General features: G+C 42.6%; 21 protein-coding genes and 1 riboswitch. Of the genes, 6 read left to right on the top strand and 15 right to left on the bottom strand.

Annotated features, from left to right (window positions below):
- Nucleotides 1-576, top strand: a 576-nt coding sequence (locus AE2B122_RS19205) for an MFS transporter (RefSeq protein ID WP_254593487.1), incomplete at its 5' end; no start/stop codon positions are given.
- Nucleotides 577-607: 31 nt separating this feature from the next.
- On the opposite strand, the gene AE2B122_RS12070 is transcribed toward AE2B122_RS19205, so the two are convergent.
- The 3 genes from AE2B122_RS12070 to AE2B122_RS12060 are packed head-to-tail and all read right to left on the bottom strand — an operon-like array spanning nt 608 to nt 3083.
- Complete coding sequence (locus tag AE2B122_RS12070) at nt 608-1297, bottom strand: amino acid ABC transporter permease (RefSeq protein WP_175074243.1); 690 nt, start codon at nt 1295-1297, stop codon at nt 608-610.
- Nucleotides 1294-2178, bottom strand: coding sequence for a transporter substrate-binding domain-containing protein (locus AE2B122_RS12065; protein WP_175074242.1), 885 nt, complete (start codon nt 2176-2178; stop codon nt 1294-1296). The genes AE2B122_RS12070 and AE2B122_RS12065 overlap by 4 nt, the downstream gene beginning before the upstream one ends.
- A gap of 23 nt (nt 2179-2201) precedes the next feature.
- Entirely contained in the window at nt 2202-3083 is an 882-nt protein-coding gene (locus AE2B122_RS12060; protein WP_175074241.1) for a transporter substrate-binding domain-containing protein, read from the bottom strand.
- Between the two features lie 241 nt (nt 3084-3324).
- Between AE2B122_RS12060 and AE2B122_RS12055 the strand changes: the two genes are divergently transcribed.
- Nucleotides 3325-5160: a heavy metal translocating P-type ATPase gene (locus tag AE2B122_RS12055; protein ID WP_175074240.1), complete on the top strand. Its 1836-nt coding sequence runs from the start codon at nt 3325-3327 to the stop codon at nt 5158-5160.
- Nucleotides 5161-5177: 17 nt separating this feature from the next.
- Here the strand turns inward: AE2B122_RS12055 and AE2B122_RS12050 are convergent, their stop codons facing one another.
- Genes AE2B122_RS12050 through AE2B122_RS12040 form a run of 3 tightly spaced genes read right to left on the bottom strand, consistent with a single transcriptional unit; the run spans nt 5178 to nt 6863 of the window.
- On the bottom strand, nt 5178-5999 hold the full coding sequence (locus tag AE2B122_RS12050) for a YihY/virulence factor BrkB family protein (RefSeq protein ID WP_095218723.1): 822 nt from the start codon (nt 5997-5999) through the stop codon (nt 5178-5180).
- A 37-nt stretch (nt 6000-6036) separates the two neighbouring features.
- Nucleotides 6037-6384, bottom strand: coding sequence for a hypothetical protein (locus AE2B122_RS12045; RefSeq protein ID WP_095271184.1), 348 nt, complete (start codon nt 6382-6384; stop codon nt 6037-6039).
- On the bottom strand, nt 6384-6863 hold the full coding sequence (locus tag AE2B122_RS12040; RefSeq protein ID WP_175074239.1) for a low molecular weight protein-tyrosine-phosphatase: 480 nt from the start codon (nt 6861-6863) through the stop codon (nt 6384-6386). Before AE2B122_RS12040 ends, AE2B122_RS12045 begins: the two co-directional genes overlap by 1 nt.
- Nucleotides 6864-6987: 124 nt before the next feature.
- Between AE2B122_RS12040 and AE2B122_RS12035 the strand changes: the two genes are divergently transcribed.
- Entirely contained in the window at nt 6988-8013 is a 1026-nt protein-coding gene (locus tag AE2B122_RS12035) for a S66 peptidase family protein (protein WP_175074238.1), read from the top strand.
- Between the two features lie 214 nt (nt 8014-8227).
- Here AE2B122_RS12035 and AE2B122_RS12030 read toward each other — a convergent pair whose 3' ends face one another.
- The 3 genes from AE2B122_RS12030 to AE2B122_RS12020 all read right to left on the bottom strand — a co-directional run bounded on the left by AE2B122_RS12030 (nt 8228) and on the right by AE2B122_RS12020 (nt 11074).
- Complete coding sequence (locus AE2B122_RS12030) at nt 8228-9601, bottom strand: LLM class flavin-dependent oxidoreductase (RefSeq protein ID WP_175074237.1); 1374 nt, start codon at nt 9599-9601, stop codon at nt 8228-8230.
- Nucleotides 9602-9680: 79 nt separating this feature from the next.
- Nucleotides 9681-9782, bottom strand: a riboswitch (SAM riboswitch).
- Between the two features lie 12 nt (nt 9783-9794).
- Nucleotides 9795-10166 carry a DUF1992 domain-containing protein gene (locus AE2B122_RS12025; protein WP_175074236.1) on the bottom strand — a complete coding sequence of 124 codons (372 nt, stop codon included), beginning with the start codon at nt 10164-10166 and terminating at the stop codon, nt 9795-9797.
- Between the two features lie 71 nt (nt 10167-10237).
- Nucleotides 10238-11074: a CAP domain-containing protein gene (locus AE2B122_RS12020; protein WP_095218729.1), complete on the bottom strand. Its 837-nt coding sequence runs from the start codon at nt 11072-11074 to the stop codon at nt 10238-10240.
- A 499-nt stretch (nt 11075-11573) separates the two neighbouring features.
- Between AE2B122_RS12020 and mreBH the strand changes: the two genes are divergently transcribed.
- Nucleotides 11574-12581, top strand: coding sequence for a rod-share determining protein MreBH (gene mreBH / locus AE2B122_RS12015; RefSeq protein ID WP_095218730.1), 1008 nt, complete (start codon nt 11574-11576; stop codon nt 12579-12581).
- A gap of 139 nt (nt 12582-12720) precedes the next feature.
- On the opposite strand, the gene AE2B122_RS12010 is transcribed toward mreBH, so the two are convergent.
- The 3 genes from AE2B122_RS12010 to AE2B122_RS12000 are packed head-to-tail and all read right to left on the bottom strand — an operon-like array spanning nt 12721 to nt 13950.
- Nucleotides 12721-13086: a VOC family protein gene (locus tag AE2B122_RS12010; RefSeq protein ID WP_095218731.1), complete on the bottom strand. Its 366-nt coding sequence runs from the start codon at nt 13084-13086 to the stop codon at nt 12721-12723.
- 11 nt (nt 13087-13097) lie between these two features.
- Nucleotides 13098-13730 (bottom strand): uracil-DNA glycosylase, encoded by a 633-nt coding sequence (locus tag AE2B122_RS12005; protein WP_095218732.1) that lies wholly within the window; start codon nt 13728-13730, stop codon nt 13098-13100.
- A 1-nt stretch (nt 13731) separates the two neighbouring features.
- Entirely contained in the window at nt 13732-13950 is a 219-nt protein-coding gene (locus AE2B122_RS12000; RefSeq protein ID WP_095271176.1) for a YdbC family protein, read from the bottom strand.
- 87 nt (nt 13951-14037) lie between these two features.
- On the opposite strand from AE2B122_RS12000, the gene AE2B122_RS11995 reads away from it, so the two are divergent.
- Complete coding sequence (locus tag AE2B122_RS11995) at nt 14038-14274, top strand: DUF2164 family protein (RefSeq protein WP_095218734.1); 237 nt, start codon at nt 14038-14040, stop codon at nt 14272-14274.
- A gap of 8 nt (nt 14275-14282) precedes the next feature.
- On the opposite strand, the gene AE2B122_RS11990 is transcribed toward AE2B122_RS11995, so the two are convergent.
- Genes AE2B122_RS11990 through AE2B122_RS11980 form a run of 3 tightly spaced genes read right to left on the bottom strand, consistent with a single transcriptional unit; the run spans nt 14283 to nt 17768 of the window.
- Nucleotides 14283-15683: a PTS transporter subunit EIIC gene (locus tag AE2B122_RS11990; protein WP_175074235.1), complete on the bottom strand. Its 1401-nt coding sequence runs from the start codon at nt 15681-15683 to the stop codon at nt 14283-14285.
- Nucleotides 15684-15702: 19 nt separating this feature from the next.
- On the bottom strand, nt 15703-16428 hold the full coding sequence (chbG, locus tag AE2B122_RS11985) for a chitin disaccharide deacetylase (RefSeq protein ID WP_175074234.1): 726 nt from the start codon (nt 16426-16428) through the stop codon (nt 15703-15705).
- An 11-nt stretch (nt 16429-16439) separates the two neighbouring features.
- Complete coding sequence (locus tag AE2B122_RS11980) at nt 16440-17768, bottom strand: 6-phospho-alpha-glucosidase (protein ID WP_175074233.1); 1329 nt, start codon at nt 17766-17768, stop codon at nt 16440-16442.
- Nucleotides 17769-17904: 136 nt separating this feature from the next.
- Here AE2B122_RS11980 and AE2B122_RS11975 point away from each other — a divergent pair, with 136 nt between their 5' ends.
- Nucleotides 17905-18615: a GntR family transcriptional regulator gene (locus tag AE2B122_RS11975; RefSeq protein ID WP_175074232.1), complete on the top strand. Its 711-nt coding sequence runs from the start codon at nt 17905-17907 to the stop codon at nt 18613-18615.
- Nucleotides 18616-18651 lie beyond the last annotated feature (36 nt).

Below are 18651 nucleotides of genomic sequence, written 5' to 3'. Positions count from 1 at the left end.
TCGACCTTGAAATATGCATGGGTCGCTTTCCTGCCGCCGCTTGGCTATGGCTTCTTGGAATCTTCCTTGAACGGAAGCTTTCCTATCTATGGCTTACGCCAGGACATCGGTGTGTCGGAAGTATCCATCTTGCTTACTGGATTCGCGATTGGCGGAATCGTTTTTCAGATACCGCTTGGTATGCTCAGCGATAAATTTGGACGGAAGTACACACTTTTGACGGTAATACTTCTTGGGACAGTCTTTTTTGGAACTGCTGCATTTACAGAACAGCATTATATTGCCCTGTTCATCTGTTTATTTGCAGCTGGTATGTCCTTAGGGTCCACCTTTTCGCTTGGGATAAGCTATATGACAGATTTAACTCCAAGGCATTTGCTTCCGACAGGCAATCTGCTTTGCAGTATAACCTTTAGTATCGGGAGTCTTGGCGGACCTTACATCAGTGGGGTATTTATCGAGAAAATGCCACATCTCAGTTTCTTTTTCATCATGACGGTCATTTTCGCCGGTATCTTTGCAACACTGCTCGTTCACGCGATTTTCACCAAACATGCTGTTGTAGCGGAACAGTAAAAAGGGATGCGCCCACTGGGCACATCCCTTTTTAATTGATATATCGAGAGAATCGCTTCTCCAGACGTTCCTGGAAATAAGAAATAATAATACAAAGCGGCCAATATACAAGCGCCACCGTAATGTACATTGTCATGGAGTCAAAAGTACGGCCAGCTACAATTTGCGCCTTTTGGAACATTTCCGGCACCGTAATGACTGCTGCCAGACTCGTTGCTTTCACCAAATCAAGGAATACATTTGTAAGCGGCGGCATCGCTACTCGCGCTGCTTGCGGGACTATGACCCGCGTCAATGTCTGCCAGTAGTTAAGACCGAGCGCATAGGAGGACTCCCATTGGCCATAAGCAATACTGTTCAGTGCTCCTCTGTTTACCTCAGCAATATAAGCCGCACTATTCAATCCGAAAGCAAGAACAGCACAGGTAAAAGCATCCAGCCTGATTTGTACAACTGGCAATCCTTGATACAGGATGAACAAAAACACCAATATCGGCGTACCGCGCATAAAGGAAATATAAAACCGCGCAGGCCATCGAAGGAAAAAGAATCTGGAACTTCGCCCAATCGCAAGGAAAAACCCGAGAAGTAGTCCCATAGCCATACCAGCGAAAGCAACTGCTATCGTCATTGGCAATCCTTCAAGTATGAAAGGAAGGTTCTCCCAAGCTAATTCCGTATCAAAAAATTTGCCGATACCCACCAGCTCAAATGGTATCATTTCTCTTCTTCCTGCTGTTGTTTCAATACCTCATCCACTGTTGGAATATCCTCATCCGGCTGCTTTGAAACATCTGCACCACCGAAGAATTCCTCGGATAGCTTCGTCAACGTACCGTCTTCCTTCATTTCACTCAGAACCTTGTCCACTTGTTTCTTTAACTCCGTTGCTTCCTTCGGCATAATTGCAGCATTGGCTGTTTCATCGAATTTAAAATCAGGATGGATCGTTATATTAAAGTCCGAGAATGCTTGCAGCGCCAAGGATTGAAGATAATAATCATTGATGATTAAATCTGTACGTCCATTATCGACATCACGTAAATAAACATCATTTGTTGTATTCCCATACGCTACTACTTCAGCACCTAATTCCTCAGCAATTTCACTATAGCCAGTCGTTGCCTCACCGCCAGCCTTTTTACCTTTCAAATCCTCTAATGAATTGATGCCGGAAAGGTCATCTTTACGGACAATCATTGTTGTGTAGGAATACTTGTACGGTTCACTATACGCGAATTTTCCCTTCCGCTCATCCGTCACACCAATATCATTGGCAGCAAGATCAACTCGTCCGTTTTGGACCGAAGCGAGCATGTTATTAAAATCAGAAGTCTTGAATTCCACTTCCAAATCCAGACGTTTCGCGATTTCTTTGATTACCTCTACATCATATCCAGTAATGTCATCCGAACCTTCCGGATAATAGCTTGCCGGATACAAAGTTCCAGACGTTCCAACTGTAATTTTTCCGGAGTCTTGAATAGCTTCCCATACTTTATCTTCCGATGCTTGCTCAGCACTATCATCGTTAGAAGAACCGCAAGCACTTAAAACAAGCACAGCCAGCAAGCTGCAAAATACAAGTAATCGTTTCTTCATTATAATGTTTCTCCTTTTTCGAATCACTTATTGCCTTCTTGTTCCAGCAATTCATCTACTGTTGGTAATTCTTCATCTGGCTTCTGTGAAACATCCGCTCCGCCATAGAATTCCTCTGACAACTTAGACAATGTACCATCTTCCCGCATTTCGTCAAGAGCCTTGTCCATTTGTTTTTTAAGCTCTGGGGCGTCTTTCGAAAGAATCGCACCTTGTTCAATTTGGTCAAATTTGAAATCCGGGTGAATCATGATGTTGAAATCAGGAAAAGCCTGCAATGCCAAAGACTGCAAATAAAAGTCATTAATGATTAGGTCTGTCCGTCCATTATCCACATCACGTAAGTACACATCATTTGTTGCATTGCTATATGTCACAACCTCTGCTCCAAGCTGCTCTGCAACCTTACTGTGATTTGTTGAAGCTTCTCCTCCAGCACGTTTTCCTTTTAAATCCGTCAAGCTGTGGATACCAGACAAATCATCTTTCCGTACGATCATGGATGTATAGGAATACTTATACGGCTCCGAGAAAGCGAATTGCTCTTTTCTTTCATCGGTAATCTCAATATCATTTGCTGCTACATCAATTCTGCCGTTTTGTACAGAAGCAAGCATGTTATTGAAGTCGGAAGTCTTAAATTCCACTTCCAAATCCAGACGCTTTGCAATTTCCCTAATCACTTCCACGTCATATCCTGTAAGCTCATCAGAACCATCAGGATAATAAGAAGCTGCAAATAATGTACCAGATGTACCAACAACGAGTTTACCTGACTCCTGAATCTTTTCCCACGTCTTATCATTGCCAGCGCTTTCAGAGTTGCTGTCACCATTTGTTCCACAAGCTCCCAAAAGAAGCACAATTACAAATAAACTACATATAATACCTAATCTTTTCTTCACGAAGTCACACACTCTCCCCTTGTTTTATTTTCATATATCCTAAAAGATAACAGGTAATCTCCACTATTTCAATATTTTTCTGAACTGTTTCACTTTTAATTCTAAACTGTTATATATCTATATAAAATTTATTATTTTTTTATATTGATTTTAATCTAGCAATGGAATATAGTGAAATTACTATTAAATTATAATAATTATAAACAAGCTACATATATATTTCTAGGGAGGGTATAAACATATGAAAAAACATTTAGAACTAATTGCTGCTTTAGTTAGTGGTGCCCTTATTCTCATCACCTATTTCACTTTCCACGGAACAGAAGCTGCACCTTTTCTTTATACTGCAGCATATCTCATCGGAGGATTCTTTAAAGCGAAGGAAGGTATTACAGAAACTATTACGGAACGGAAACTTAATGTAGAGATGCTGATGATTTTCGCGGCTATAGGGGCAAGCTTTATCGGCCATTGGCTGGAAGGTGCCTTGCTTATTTTCATTTTCGCCCTTTCTGGTGCTTTAGAAACTTATACAGAGAATAGAAGTAGTCAGGAATTACGTGCACTGCTAACCCTACAGCCAGATGAAGCAACCAGATTAATCGCTGGTAGGAAAGAGAGAATTTCTATTGATCAGCTTCAAGTCGATGATCGTATACTCGTACTGCCTGGACAACGTATTCCGGCTGATGGAATCATTTTAAAAGGAACGACGAGCATTGACGAAAGTGCCATTACCGGAGAAGGTATACCAGTAACAAAAACAGAAGGACATGAAGTTTTCGCCAGCACTGTCAATAGCAGTGCAGTATTGGAAATACGTGTCACAAAGCCCTCAGATGAAACATTGTTCCAACGCATCATCACGATGGTGCAAACGGCTCAGGAACAAAAATCACCCGCACAGCATTTCATAGAGCGATTCGAAGGCCCCTATGTCAAAACTGTTCTGCTGTTAGTTCTGCTCGTCATCCTGGTTCCACCTTTTATAACAAATTGGTCATTTACCGAGTCATTTTACCGTGCCATGATCCTGCTTGTCGTCGCCTCTCCATGTGCACTGGTAGCATCGGTCATGCCAGCAACCTTATCAGCTATCTCGAAAGGAGCAAGAAACGGGATATTAGTCAAAGGTGGTTCGCATCTGGAAACACTCGGACGAGTAAAAGCTGTAGCATTCGATAAAACAGGCAGTTTAACAGTCGGGAAGCCATCTGTCACAGATTTTCTTGTCAGCAAAACTGCTGAAGCATCCCTTGTGCTTAAAGCAGCTTATGCTATACAATCTCAGTCCTCACATCCTCTAGCTAAAGCTGTTGCTGCTTATGCACATGCTGATAATATCAACCAAGCGGAGCAAGTAACCGATACTGCCGGGCAAGGAATGCATGGGATATGGCAGGGACAGAAATGGCGAATCGGAAAAATTTCTTATATGCAGAATCCAGCTGATCAAGATTTAACCGATCAAGCTAATGCATTGGCCGCTGCCGGCAAATCCCTTGTTTATATCGAGAACGAATACGGATTAGCCGGTGTATTTGCTCTGCAGGATACGATAAGACCAGAGGCAAAAGCAGCTATCCGTTCCTTATCCAAGCTTGGCATTTCCACTATCATGCTTACAGGTGATAACGACCAGACTGCAAAAGCCATTGCCAAAGAAGCAGGTATTACAATGTATCGCGCCAACTGCCTGCCTGATGAAAAGGTTGCGGAAATCAAGAAACTGGAAAGCAGCTACGGTACAATAGCCATGGTAGGCGATGGAGTTAATGATGCCCCTGCCCTTGCTACTGCTCAAGTCGGAATTGCCATGGGCAATGGAACCGACGCTGCACTGGAGACAGCTGATATGGTCCTGATTAAAAATGATTTAGGTAAGCTAGCCGATGCCGTCAAGCTTTCAAAGCGCATGCGGAAAATCATCAAGCAAAATGTCATCTTCTCCGTTTCCGTCATTTTATTACTTATACTGGCTAATATCAGTCAATATCTCGGTTTACCACTCGGTGTGGTCGGGCATGAAGGCAGTACAATCCTCGTCATATTGAATGGACTCCGACTCTTAAGGTAAAAAAAACGGCTCCCTTATCAGGAAGCCGTTTTCGCTTTCTTCCGCTCATCCAGCATGGCGTTGATCTCACCGCCAGTGATGATGATAATGCCAGAAAGATAAAACCAGATCATCAGGACGATGACTGCCCCAAGAGAACCGTATGTCGCGGAATAATTGCCAAAGTTATCAACATAGAAGGAGAATAACAGGGATGCAAGCATCCAGCCAATTGACGCGACGGCTGCTCCAACCATCGATTCTTTGATCGAGATTTTCTTACTTGGCGCTAGTACATATAATGCAAGCAATACAATGAAGAATATTACAAAAGAAATCACCCAGCGCAAAGCACCCCATACAGTTAGGAAACCATCATCCAATCCGAAGAATGAAAAGATGTAAATACCGATTGATTTACCGAAGATTGGCAGTAAGAATGCTACCGCGATGACGAGTACCATAGCGATTGTAAGTACTACAGCTACTCCTCTGGCTACGATGAAGGATCTATCTTCATTGACGTCATATGCCTTATTCAAAGCACGTATGATGGCATTGACACCATTTGATGCCGACCAGAGTGTTGCTAAGATACCAATGGACAATAGACCGCCGTTCCGATCATTGACCAGACCCGTTATATTTTCTTCCAGCAAATCCATGGTCGAATCAGGTGCGAATGTTGATAATGTATTCATGATATCTTGTTGACTGACCGGCAAGAATGCGATCAAGGATACAAGAAAAATGATAAACGGAAATAGTGATAGTAATAAAAAATAAGCCAGCTGGGCAGACAATCCAGTAACTTCATCATTACCGATTCGCTGCCCAAGCTGTTTTAAAAAGCTCCCCATGGTTTCTCCTCCTTCTCTCTCTAAAGACGCCTTTTCTTTATCTGGCTGCTACTGTATTGCCACCGCTTGCCAATTGTTTCGGAGGCTGTCCGGCTGGCAGTTCGATCTGATCGTCGAGCTTACTTACCTTCTGCAGTGCATGCTGGACTTCCTCCAGCCCTCTCAAGCCTTTATCAGCTGAAGTGGATACACTGGTCGCCACTCGAGCGTAGGAAGTTTTAACATCCTCCACGAAAACACCTGGATTACGAAGGTAGAACACCGCTTCAGAACCTGCACGCATCAAATTGCCGCGTACATGCTCCCTAGTCTGTGCATCACATAACGAAATCAAGCCGCCGACTGTAGCACCAATCGTTAAACCTAACGTGAATTTACTTTTCATCAAACCGGCTCCTTCCATTCTGTCTGTTGTTTTATTGTCTCGCACAATTCCGCACACCCAGCCTCGAGCATCTCATACACAGCTTCAAATTCATCAGTGAAGAATGGGTCATCGACATCCTCTCCAGCACGCTCCGGAAGAAGATCTGAAAAAAGCTGATAACGCGACGTATGAGCAGGAGCTATAGCAGATATATCCTGCAAATTAAGCTGATCCATCACAATGATGTAATCGTAGGCTTCCAAGTCCTCTGCCAGGATTTGCTTTGCCTGATGGTTAACTATCGAAATGCCCTTTTGTCCGAGAAGCTCACGAGCAGAAGGATGCATTTCCTTTCCTTCATGCCAGTGACCGATACCAGCTGAGTCGACTGTAACAAATTCAGATAGACCTGCTTCCTCTATCCGTTTGCGGAAAATCGCCTCAGCCATCGGCGAGCGACAGATATTGCCCAAAGAAATAAACAACACATTTATCATTCACTCAACTCCCTCGTTTTATAAATGTGAAAATGTGCGAATGTCTGGTATTCCATTCCCCCTAGAACAACGGTTCAAACGACAGTGTCCATGCTATAATATGGAAAAGGAAAGGGTGATAGTAGTGTCGACCATTTATCCAAGCGCTTTAACTCTTAACTCCACCTTCGCAATTACCGCTCCATCCAGCGGAGTTCCTGCTCCATTGCATTACAAAATACATAAAGCTAAAAGTCAGCTGGAAAAACTCTGTGCCCATGTAGTCATTGGAGAAACTGTCTGGAAACAGCAAGCGGCAAGAAGCAGTTCTGCTGAAACTAGAGCAAACGAGCTGATGACCTATCTGACCGATCCCGCAATTGATGCCATTATGCCGCCATGGGGCGGAGAGCTGCTTGTACAAGTATTGCCTAGGCTGGATTGGGACAAGCTATCCAAGAGCAAACCGACATGGCTGATTGGTTATTCTGACACAAGCACACTTTTATGCAGCTATACACTCCAGACGAATATTGCATCTGCCCATGCGACTAATTTCTTTGATTTGAATATGGAAGCACTCGATGAAACGACAAAGCAATGGCATAAGATATTATCGGCACCATCCCGCAAACACGTTGTTCAGCACTCCTCCCCTATGTATCAATCTTCATGGGACGCGCTTTTTGAACTAGATAATCCTTCGGGTTTCGATTTGGATAGCAGTACAGAATGGAAATCCACGACAAATGAAGCTGTATCCTTTACTGGTCGCTTAATTGGCGGCTGTCTGAATACATTGACGACCATAGCCGGGACAAAGTTTGCACCAATCAAGGAGTGGCGAAAATCTTTTAAAGAAGACACAATCGTCTACTTGGAATGGTTGGATTGGGATACAGCAGAAGCTTACCGGAATCTTTGGCATCTGAAGGAGCACGACTGGTTCGATGGAGCAAGTGGCTTACTAATCGGCAGGCCTTCTCGGAGCAATCCTTCAGAGGATTATACAGATAAACAGATGATCCATGAATTTGCAGATGAAATTGGCCTGCCCATTATCTTTGATGCTGATATCGGGCATATGCCCCCGCAGTTCACAATGATTAATGGTGCACTTGCAACAGTTTCCTTTCAGAATAAAAGCGGAACCCTGACTTATTTGGAATAAAAAAGAGGCTGGGAGAATAGTATTTTGGCCAAACAAAAATCCGAACGAAGCAGTGAATTTGCTTAGGTTCGGATTTTTTCACTTAAATTGCGAGACCCCGGAGTGCGTTAGCACGAGGAGCATCTCCAGCCGCCCGCGGAAAGCGCAGTGTATTTCCGGAGCGGCAATTCAACCCTTCCAACCTAGAAATTGTTCGCCTTTAGGGATGAGCTATCTAGTTTTGTCCCAGCCTCTTTCCTTGTTTTGCAGGATGTGCCGCAGCTAGATGCGGGTGTCCGTACAATTTCTCCCTGAATGTTCCATCTGCATAATCCTTCTTATATAATCCTCGCTCCTGCAAGATAGGTACAACTAATTCGACAAAGTCATGCAGATCTTTTGGTGTAATGTAATGTGTCAGATTGAAGCCATCTACTCCGCTTCGCACAAAAAAATCCTCGATTTTGTCCGCAACTTGCTCAGGACTGCCGATAATGATATCCATTTCAGCAGGTTGGCTAAATTTTTCCTGTATCTCTTTGACTGTAAATGGCTTGGCAGCATCCTTTGTCAGATAAGCAGCTCGCGATTGACCTTGTTCTGTGTGCTTGTATGTGAACAGCTCTTCTTCATTTTCATAAGAAGCCAAATCATAACCAGTAGAGCCGCCATATTGGGCCTTGGCAGCATCTGCGCTCCAATAATGTTTAACTTCATCATATTTTGCAAGAGCTTTCTCCTCCGTTTCAGCCACTACGACATGCAGGAAAGTAAACGCCTTAATTTCATCGCGGCTTCTGCCATACGCCTCCGCCCGCGCTTTAATATCTTCGATGTAATAGTTGATTTTTTCTGGTGTAGGTCCTCCGACAAAAACACATTCAGCATGTCTTGCTGCGAAATCCCTGCCTTTTTCCGAAGTACCTGCTTGGTAAAGCACAGGTGTACGCTGCGGAGATGGCTCACTCACATGCGGCCCTTCTACTGAGAAATAGGTACCCTTATGTTTTATACGGTGAACTTTTTCCGGATCCACTAGAACCCCTGTTTCCGGATCCGAGATAACACCATCCTCTTCCCAGCTATCCTCTAGCAGCTTATAAGAAACCTCTAGGAATTCATCAGCTATTCTGTAACGTTCATCATGCTTAACCATCTTATCCATCCCAAAATTCTGAGCAGCATTCGGTAAATAGGATGTAACGATATTCCAAGCAACACGCCCATTTGTCAGGTGATCAAGCGTCGAAAATTTACGCGCATTATGAAATGGCTGTTCATAAGATGTACTGACAGTGACAGCGAAGGACAAATGCTTCGTCACAGCTGCCATGGCCGGGATAACGAAGGCTGGATCATTAAGCGGCACTTGCACTCCGTCACGCAGCGCTGCCTTTTCATCCCCTCCATATACGTCATAAACACCAAGTACATCTGCAAAGAAAATCGCATCAAACTTTCCTTTTTCCAAAAGGCGTGCAAGCTCTATCCAGTAATCCAGCGACTTATATTCCCGATGCCTTCTGTTCTCCGGATGCTTCCATAAGCCATGGGCGTTATGATTGGCGGCTGTCATATCAAATGCTTGCAGGATAATTTGTTTCGTCATTGTTCTCCACTCCTCTAATTATGTAAAAAAAGCCTCTTCCGTTTTACAGAAGAGGCTCCTTATCCAAGGTAAAATGCTCCTCTTATCTGTCAGACTTGTCGTCTGCTGGAATTGGCACAGTACATTACTGCCTGCTGCCGAGGCTTCAAAGGGCCAGTCCCTCCACCTCTCGTGATAAGAAAATATTATTTAGTTAGGTTAGTTTATGTTCGATTTGTTCCCGATATTGACTGAGAGTGTCTGGCGAATTTCGCTTAAGCTTCTGAAGCAGTGCTTCGTATTGGATCTCTTTCTCGCTGATCCGCTTTCGGTAACACGCTCGTTCAGTGTCGTTCGTACAAACGTGAAGTAAATCGCGCAGTGCTACAATCTCTTTTTGCAGCTCCATTTCAGGCGGAATATATCCAGCATTCTTGAGAATTTTGTAGCTCATCCGCATATCCTCCGGTACACCTGATAAGTCCTCCAGCTCCAAAGGTTTTCCTGCTCCTGGAAGGTTACGGAACTCTCCATTGGCTTCAGCCTGCTTGATTCGTTCTTCCGCAAGCAGCGAAATCAGATCCATATAATCACTCCCTATATACAAGAAAAGCAACCGATTATAATCGGTTGCTTTTCATTATACAATAATCTGAATTATTTACCAATGAATTGTTGTGTCCAGTAGTTACCGTTTTCTACATAACCTACACCGATATTAGTGTAATCAGGGTTAAGGATATTCTCACGGTGACCTTGGCTGTTCATCCATGCTTCAACGACTTCTTCTGGAGTCTTTTGTCCTTGAGCGATGTTTTCACCTGCAGTTTTATAAGAAATACCGAAAGATTTCATCATATCGAACGGAGAACCGTAAGTTGGGCTGTTGTGATCGAAGTAACCATTGTCAGCCATATCTTTGGATTTCGCACGAGCTACTTTGCTTAGTTCAGTATCAGCTTTTAAAGCTTTAAGACCAGCTTTTTCACGCTCTTTGTTAGTCAAGTCCACTACTTGCTGTTCGAATGCACTTAGACCTTCAGTAGCTTGTTTTTCTTCTGTTTGCTTGTTATCAGAAGCAGTTTCTTGTTTTTGTGCTGGAGCTTGAGCTTTTTGTTCAGTTGCTTGCTCTTCAGCTTTTTCTTCTTTTTTAGGAGCTGCTTTTTGCTCTTCTTTATTAGAAGCAGGTGCTTTCGCTTCCTCTTGCTTAGGTGCTTGAGTCTGCGCTTTCTCCTGTTGAGCTGGCTGCTGTACATTGTACTTCGCTAGCAAGCTATCAGTATTAATGTGAATGTTATAAGCTGATAGATATTCATTCACCCATTTATTCAAATCTTCGATAGAAGAGAAAGATCCGCTTTTCACTACTTGTGCTACGTGCACTTGAGCTTCTTCTTTAGTTGGTTGAGCTGGTGCAGCATTTGCTGTTCCTGCCAAAGCGCCACCTGCTAGGATAGCTGTAGATAGTGTTGTTACTAATACTTTCTTAAACATGATGTTGCTCCTTTCGAGATGTGTGTTTTCTGTTGCAGCAACATCATAGCATGGGTTTTTGTGTAATATTGCAGCCTAGAATTTCCAATAGGCATACAAGCGTAAACAGCTTCGTGAAAAGTCAGTTCTTATGCGAAATCTTACCCATTTTATCGACTACGAAACTAGCAATAAACAGCGTCCTTTCTATTTATTGGATGTAATTTAGGATTGACACCCTTTTTTACTCCTAGATTTTGTAACAATACCTCAGTTTTTGTAATCAATCTGTAAATTGACTTACGCTTACTACTCTCATATAATCCTTTTCTCCTAAACTTATTAGTTTAATCTCCCAAATTAGGATAAAGGTATCTCTTTATCACCTCTATACCAGGTGATAGAATAAATTATGTCGAATCTTAGCGGCTTTTTAGCTCTTTGACAGATCTACCCCCATAAAGCTTTATACGGGGGAGAATAAATATAGTAGAAATATGTCATTATTGGAGGAAATATAATGTTTTCTAATCCCGAAATCGGAATAGACCTTGGCACTGCAAATATACTTGTGTATACAAAACAAAAAGGAATCGTATTGAATGAACCTTCTGTGGTTGCGATTGATATGGAAACAAAAAACGTTGTTGCTGTTGGAGCAGAAGCGAAAGAAATGGTCGGTAAAACACCTAAGAATATCGTACCAATTCGTCCATTAAAAGATGGCGTAATCGCTGACTATGATGTAACAGCTCAATTATTGAAAGAAATCCTGAAAAAAGTGAGCAAAGTGATGGGCTCTTCCCTTCGCAAACCAACCATCGTTGTCTGCACACCGTCTGGAAGTACTTCCGTAGAAAGACGCGCTATACATAATGCGGTCAAATCGTATGGTGCTAAACATGTTCACTTGATTGAAGAACCAATAGCTGCAGCAATTGGAGCTGACCTGCCTGTAGATGAGCCAGTTGCGAATGTAATTGTCGATATCGGCGGCGGTACAAGTGAAGTTGGTATTATCTCATTCGGCGGCGTTGTTTCTTGCCGTTCTGTCCGCATCGGCGGGGATTCAATGGATGAGGAGATCATTCAATATATCCGCAAGCAGTACAATATCCTCATTGGAGAAAGAACTGCAGAGCAAATTAAAATGGAAATCGGCTATGCTTTGATTGACCATGATGAATTGATGATGGATGTCCGCGGCCGTGATATGGTAACAGGATTACCGAAGACTGTCGGGATTTCTTCTAAGGAAGTACAAGTAGCTCTTAAGGAATCATTGGAGCAGATCCTCGAAACAATTCGTATGACATTAGAAGATTGCCCGCCAGAACTAAGCGGAGATATCGTTGACCACGGTGTCATCTTGACTGGCGGAGGCGCATTGCTAAAAGGAATGCAGCAATGGCTTGCATCTGAAATCTCAGTTCCTGTTCATTTGGCTCCGAATCCACTGGAATCTGTTGCAATCGGTACAGGTCGTGCCCTGCAGATGATTACTAAACTGCAAAAAGCAGCAAAATAAAAAAAACAGGCATATCAGTCAGCTGATACGCCTGTTTTTTTATGGAAAAGCGGAAAAGACCGCTTAGAAACGAAGGAATAAGTGAGAAAGCCTGGAGTGAGGTGCCTTTTCCTCGCACAAGGATTTATCGCTTAAGCCGCTATTTCTGGTCTTTGGATCTGGACTGCACAAGTCCGATACCGATTCCGACCGGGTCAACCAGATAAGCGAGATAGAAAGAATCAAAATCCATCTTTTCTCTTACAACAACTGCTCCTTCTTCTTTTGCAGCTTGAATGGCTTTATCCAAGTCTTCCACTTCAATCTGGATTCTTGTCCCATGCGGAAAGTCATGTGGGCCTTTACTGATTCCGCCATCAATTGCTCCAGCTGTCTCCACCTCATGATAACCCCAATTTGGAGCACCGACCTTCCAGCCAAAAACATTAGCGTAGAAGCTCGCCGCCTTATCCGGATCTTGGCTGTTCAATTCAAACCCGATTACTTTACCGTTGACCTTTTCCATTACATCTCTCCTTATCTGTTCAAAAGTTCGCGAATCTTATAGGCATGCTCTTCAATTACCGGTCGCAGGCCCGGATTATAAAAAACGGACGCTGGATGGTAAGTCGGGAAGATACGATATACCTTCTCGGAAAGGATGAAAGAATCCTCCTCCAAGCTCTTTAATTGCTGAATCGGCTGTTCTATCAGCCTTCCAGCAACTTCTGTAATTTTCTCCTTCGAACCAGTTATCCGTTCCCAGCCTATTCTCCCCAGAGTCACGAGAACTTCAGGTTCCGCTTGGGCAATTTCATAATCGAGAACGGGCGCATGCGCAAGAACTTCAGCCTTAGTTGGTGTTCGATTATATTTCTTCGTGATGGTCTCACCGCGTATTTGCTTCGTCTTATATTGATAAGGTCTGCTTCTGACTGCGCTTGAAATAAAAATCTCTGATCTCTCTACAGCAGCTCGCTCCAGAAACAGATCCAGCTCCTTGCCAGCTCGTCCGCTGAATGGCACCAGGCTATGTATCTCCGTTTCCCCTGGCGCTTCTCCGACAAAGAAAAGAACCGGATGCTTCGGCCCTCTTCCAGGCAGGAAACCTTCACACGGATAAGGAGCCATTCTTTCTTTGGCTAACTGAACCAACTTCTCCGGCAGCATGTCAGTCCTGCTCCTGCAATAAAGTGCGCAATGTCCTGACTTCTTCAACAGACAATGTGATACCTTTTCCCATCTTCTCATGCTCCGGCGCCCAGTCCCGGATATCATACTTCGGCTCCCGCCCATTCCAGCTGATCAAATTGAGTTCCTTCTGCCATCCTTTAGGTGATACAGATAGCACTCCGAGTTCTTTCACTATCTCATAAGATAATTCTGCCATCGTTACTCCCACCTTTTTTCCTTTTCTAAAGTCTAGCAGAACTTTCTGCTATAATGAAACGAAAATAAGCCAACGGAGGGAAAACACGTGCAAAACCCAATCCAATTAAACGACACCCAGCGCAATGAAATGATAAGTTCCCTGCAGACGTATTTCGAACAAGAAAAAGACGAGCAGCTAGGCGACCTGGCCGCAGGTCTGCTGCTCGACTTTATCATTAAAGAACTAGGTCCTATTTTTTATAATGCTGGTATCGAAGCATCCTATCAGTTTATGAATGAAAAGATGGAGGATCTTTTTGGGATTCAGGTGAGGGAGCGATGATTGCTCTCTCAACCATCTAATATATCATCCATTTCCTTTTTCACAATTGTAGCTTGTGATCCTATGATTATTTGCAAATTATGATCATCCACTTCTACGATTCCATGCACTCCCATTTGCTTGATTTTAGAATGATTCACTGCTTTCATGTCCTTTATTTCCAGTCGCAGTCGCGTCATGCAATTATCGTTAACGAGTATGTTCTGTTTTCCACCTAGATTTTCAATCATTTTTTGTGCCATGTATCTGTGATTATTGTGGGTTAGTTCTAAATCCTTTTCCTCTTCCCCCGCTGCTGCCTCATATACCTTATCTTCTATTTGCCCAATTACGGCTACTTGACGTTTTTTGATGACATAATAGAAAGTGAAGTAATACAGCAAAAAGAATACAATTCCAACCGGTAGGATAAGAAGTCCCCCATCGCTCAATCCCAAGTTCACAATGTAATCAATCAATCCAGCTCCCCATGAAAAGCCATGCCTTATATGCAGGAGGTACAGTACTGCACCAGCTAATCCTGTATATACAGAATGAAGGAAATACAATAGAGGCGAAGTAAACAAGAATGTAAATTCAATTGGTTCCGTAATACCTGTTATGACTGAGGTAGCTGCACCTGATGACATCAATGTTTTAGTTTCCTGTTTCTTGTATCTAGCAGCTTTCGTTATAGCCAGAGCAATGGCCGGTACCCCAAATAGCATAGTGATATAGAATCCTCCTATAAAGAATCCCGCCATAGGATCCCCGCTCAAGAACCTAGTTATTTCGCCAGTGACCACTTCACCTGATGATGTCGTGTATTCACCAAGACCAAAATAAACATACGTATTTAATACGTGATGCAATCCGAATGGCAGCAGGAACCGGTTGAGGAAGCCAAATATGAAGACACCTACAGCTCCTAGATCCATCAATGTCCTACTGAATGCATCAATCCCCATTTGAGCAAAAGGCCATAACAAACTCATCAATCCTGCAACCAGAACCATCGTGAAAATGATGACGGTAATAGGGAATTTCTCTCCACTAAAGAAAGCAAACATATTCGGTAGTTTCGTATCTTTGAATTTATTATAGACAAAAGCCGCTATTAAGCCGGCGAGCACCCCTCCAAAAACACTCATATTCAATTCAGGATTCATAAGCGCGAGTCCTTCTTTGAGTACGATAATGGCAAGGAATCCGGTCAGTGCCGGTATTCCTTTATCCTTTGTTTTCGAAAGTCCCATTGCAATACCTATGGCAATCAGCGCATCCATCTGGGTCAATATGACACCTGCCGCTTGGAAAAGGGGGATATCCAGCAAATCTTCAGCAGTAAGTCTGTAAAGAATTCCAGCAATCGGTAAAGCTACAATCGGAATGAGCAATGATTTCCCTAACTTCTGAAAGAAATTGCGCAAGCTTTCTCATCTCCCCGTATTATAGACTTTTGAAAGTTACAAGCTCCACGTCCTCACAATTCCTTAAGACCTGATCGACTCTATTCGACGTTAATAACTCCAGTTCATCCAATCTTGGATAAGTGTAGGAAGATCCTTCAACCACGGCCTTATCCAAGTAGCCTGGATGACACATTACTTCAACCGTGTCCGCTTTACTAAAAGCCTCCCTCAAACTATCCTCATCGCTCAGTATCTGCTCTACATAGTATTCGAATTGGTCTGGATGCCGCAGATGGCTCGGTAATTCCATATTTTTTCTAACTGGCAAATTGTACTCTTTAGCTAGCTGACAGAAAATATCGCGTATTCCTTTATAGGTGTTGATATGATGATGACTGTCAAGATGAGTCGGCTTAAGGCCATATGATAAAAACCTGTCTATTTGTGCCTTCCACTCGCTATAGACTTCATCCAAATCAATATTAAAAGCGCTCTCATAAAATGCCAGCCTTCTAAACTTTCCACTCACATCTACAATTGTCTTATGATTTTGAAGGATAGGTTCTCCGCACGTCAAAACAAGATGTACCCCAACTCCTAACCCTGGATTTTGTTTTGCTAGATCAGCAGCTTGATCCGCTCCAGGCATGTTTGCCATAAATGTCGCTGAACTTAGAACACCATGTTGAAAGCAATCAATAATCCCATAATTTATCGCTCTAGAGTAACCGAAATCATCTGCATTGATAATTAGCTTCTTCATTTGATTTCCTCCTAATAAAAAGATGGCCAATACTCTTGATTTGCTTTTTGTAAATCATCCAAGATACGTTTTGCTTTATCTGCATCAACTACCGTGCGATTCAGTGTCATTGCTTGTAGCAATTTCTTATAGTCTTTTTCGAAATAGGCTTCACAAACAAGTCGCTCATACGCATACTGCCCTTCTATCAATCCCTTATGAAAGACGGGAATCTCTCCTACGTTAAACGCATGTATGCCATTTGCAGTGAGTAAAGCAGGTACTTCCACGATGGCATCGGAGGGCAGGTTTGGAATAATTCCGTTATTCTCAACCATCACGATGTATCGGTCTTTTAGATTGTATGCAAGCGAAGCAGCAGCCCTGATGATGAATATGCCATGAATGTCCGCTTTTAAATCTTCTGCTGCAGCAGAACCAGCAGCGACTATCCGTTTACACATATCATGTACACGCTTTTGTCTTCCTTCAATGACCTGCCGAGCTCTCGTAGAAGTCGGGTTTGACTTTTCCACTATCTTGTCTGGGTAAAGATAGTATTGCAAATAAGTATTTGGTAAGTATTCCGGGAAATCTAGTAGCGTCTGGCGAGCTTGCGCAAAAGTCTCCTGCCAGGAAACATCATTGGCTATTTCCTCATCTTCTGGTCTAAATCCTTCTTCAATAATTCGCTCTTTTAAACGTTCTGTATAATCAGTTCCGTCCTTATGCTCTATTTTGGTAAACCAGCCGAAATGATTCAAACCAAAATAATCCGCCGTCAAGTCCCAGATATCTACTCCCAATAATTTCGCATAACTGACCATTATGGCAATCGGCATATCACAGATGTTCAAAATTCTATTGTCGTCAGGGAACTGCTGTTTTAGTGCATAAGCTACAATGGCTGCTGGATTCGTATAATTCAGTATCCATGCATCTTTTGATATAGCCCGGATATTTTTGACCAAGTCTATCATATCTTTTATGGAACGGATGCCGTAAGCCATTCCTCCTGGTCCGCAGGTTTCTTGACCAACTACACCATGAGACAAGGGGATTTGCTCATCTAATTCTCGCATCTCCAAACCGCCTGTGCGTATTTGGACAAATACAGAGTCAGCATCTTTACACGCTGTTTCCAAATTTGTGGTACTTGTGAAGATTAGATTTTCGCCATATTGCTCTTTGAGTAAAATGGCAGCCGCATCTGCGATGATTTTTTGTCTTTCTTCATCCTGATCAAATAACACTAGTTCTTTTAAAGGAAAAGATTCTTTTTCGGCAATTAGACTTTTAATTAATCCCAACGTGTACGTACTTCCTCCGCCAACGATCGCAATTTTCAGTTTTCTTTGCACTTATCTCCCTCCTTAATTAATACAACTATAATACAAATTTGAAAACCAATCAATATAATGTATTATAGTTGTGTGTGTTTTTATGATTCATTACAATACAAAATAGAGATATAAAATGAGAGGTGATATCGGGACTATGAAAAGTACGCCCCTCTATCGTCAGATAGCGAATGAAATAAAAAAAGATATTGCCAAAGGTAGCATAAAAAAAGATGAGGCCATTCCTACTGAAATGGAACTGGCTGCTTCATTCCAGGCAAGCAGAGTAACCGTGAGACAAGCAATACAGCTATTAGTAGAAGAAAATCTGCTGTATAAAGTGCATGGCAGCGGTACTTATGTGAAGCAGCAGAAGATAGAGCATGATATTTATCGGTTACAGAGCTTTACAGAGGAAATTATTAAACTTGGAAAAGTACCTACCAATAAATTACTGACTTTTACTATCATGCAGCCTGAAGACGAAATAAGACATCGTTTACAACTACCGCCTGAGGCTCAAGTCTTTTACGTGAAACGACTTCGATGTGCAGATGATGTTCCGATTATCTTAGAAGAGACTTTCATGCCAATTGCTATGTTCCCTGACCTTACAGAAGAGATCATGTTGAATTCTAAATACGCATATTTAGAAAGCAAAGGATTTCTTATTAAAGAAAGGTTAGGAGAGATTATTCCGGCAATGCCGTCTGATGATCTCATGACACTGCTCCAAATCAAGGATGCCACCCCTATATTATCGATGAACCTTTGGGCCTATCTGGATAACGATATTCCATTTGAATATACAAAGTTGTACTATCGCAGTGATCGTTATACGTTTAAATTCAGTTCCAAACGGTATTGAAAGAAGAGGCTGGGACAAAAGTGTTTTAGCCATATT

This window comes from Terribacillus sp. AE2B 122 (assembly GCF_902497585.1).
Lineage (GTDB): Bacteria > Bacillota > Bacilli > Bacillales > Amphibacillaceae > Terribacillus > Terribacillus saccharophilus_A.
This window is presented reverse-complemented; position numbering and strand designations above follow the sequence as displayed.

Bases quoted from the DNA above. Each gene is read 5' to 3' on its own strand.
- AE2B122_RS12045 (WP_095271184.1), bottom strand. From the start codon at position 6,384: ATGAAAAGTAAATTCACGTTAGGTTTAACGATTGGTGCTACAGTCGGC.
- AE2B122_RS12020 (WP_095218729.1), bottom strand. From the start codon at position 11,074: ATGTTTAAGAAAGTATTAGTAACAACACTATCTACAGCTATCCTAGCA.
- AE2B122_RS11975 (WP_175074232.1), top strand. From the start codon at position 17,905: ATGAAAAGTACGCCCCTCTATCGTCAGATAGCGAATGAAATAAAAAAA.
- AE2B122_RS12055 (WP_175074240.1), top strand. From the start codon at position 3,325: ATGAAAAAACATTTAGAACTAATTGCTGCTTTAGTTAGTGGTGCCCTT.
- AE2B122_RS12050 (WP_095218723.1), bottom strand. From the start codon at position 5,999: ATGGGGAGCTTTTTAAAACAGCTTGGGCAGCGAATCGGTAATGATGAA.
- AE2B122_RS12005 (WP_095218732.1), bottom strand. From the start codon at position 13,730: ATGCTGCCGGAGAAGTTGGTTCAGTTAGCCAAAGAAAGAATGGCTCCT.
- AE2B122_RS12070 (WP_175074243.1), bottom strand. From the start codon at position 1,297: ATGATACCATTTGAGCTGGTGGGTATCGGCAAATTTTTTGATACGGAA.
- AE2B122_RS12030 (WP_175074237.1), bottom strand. From the start codon at position 9,601: ATGACGAAACAAATTATCCTGCAAGCATTTGATATGACAGCCGCCAAT.
- AE2B122_RS12010 (WP_095218731.1), bottom strand. From the start codon at position 13,086: ATGGAAAAGGTCAACGGTAAAGTAATCGGGTTTGAATTGAACAGCCAA.
- AE2B122_RS12000 (WP_095271176.1), bottom strand. From the start codon at position 13,950: ATGGCAGAATTATCTTATGAGATAGTGAAAGAACTCGGAGTGCTATCT.
- AE2B122_RS12025 (WP_175074236.1), bottom strand. From the start codon at position 10,166: ATGGATCTGATTTCGCTGCTTGCGGAAGAACGAATCAAGCAGGCTGAA.
- chbG (WP_175074234.1), bottom strand. From the start codon at position 16,428: ATGAAGAAGCTAATTATCAATGCAGATGATTTCGGTTACTCTAGAGCG.
- mreBH (WP_095218730.1), top strand. From the start codon at position 11,574: ATGTTTTCTAATCCCGAAATCGGAATAGACCTTGGCACTGCAAATATA.
- AE2B122_RS12040 (WP_175074239.1), bottom strand. From the start codon at position 6,863: ATGATAAATGTGTTGTTTATTTCTTTGGGCAATATCTGTCGCTCGCCG.
- AE2B122_RS12065 (WP_175074242.1), bottom strand. From the start codon at position 2,178: ATGAAGAAACGATTACTTGTATTTTGCAGCTTGCTGGCTGTGCTTGTT.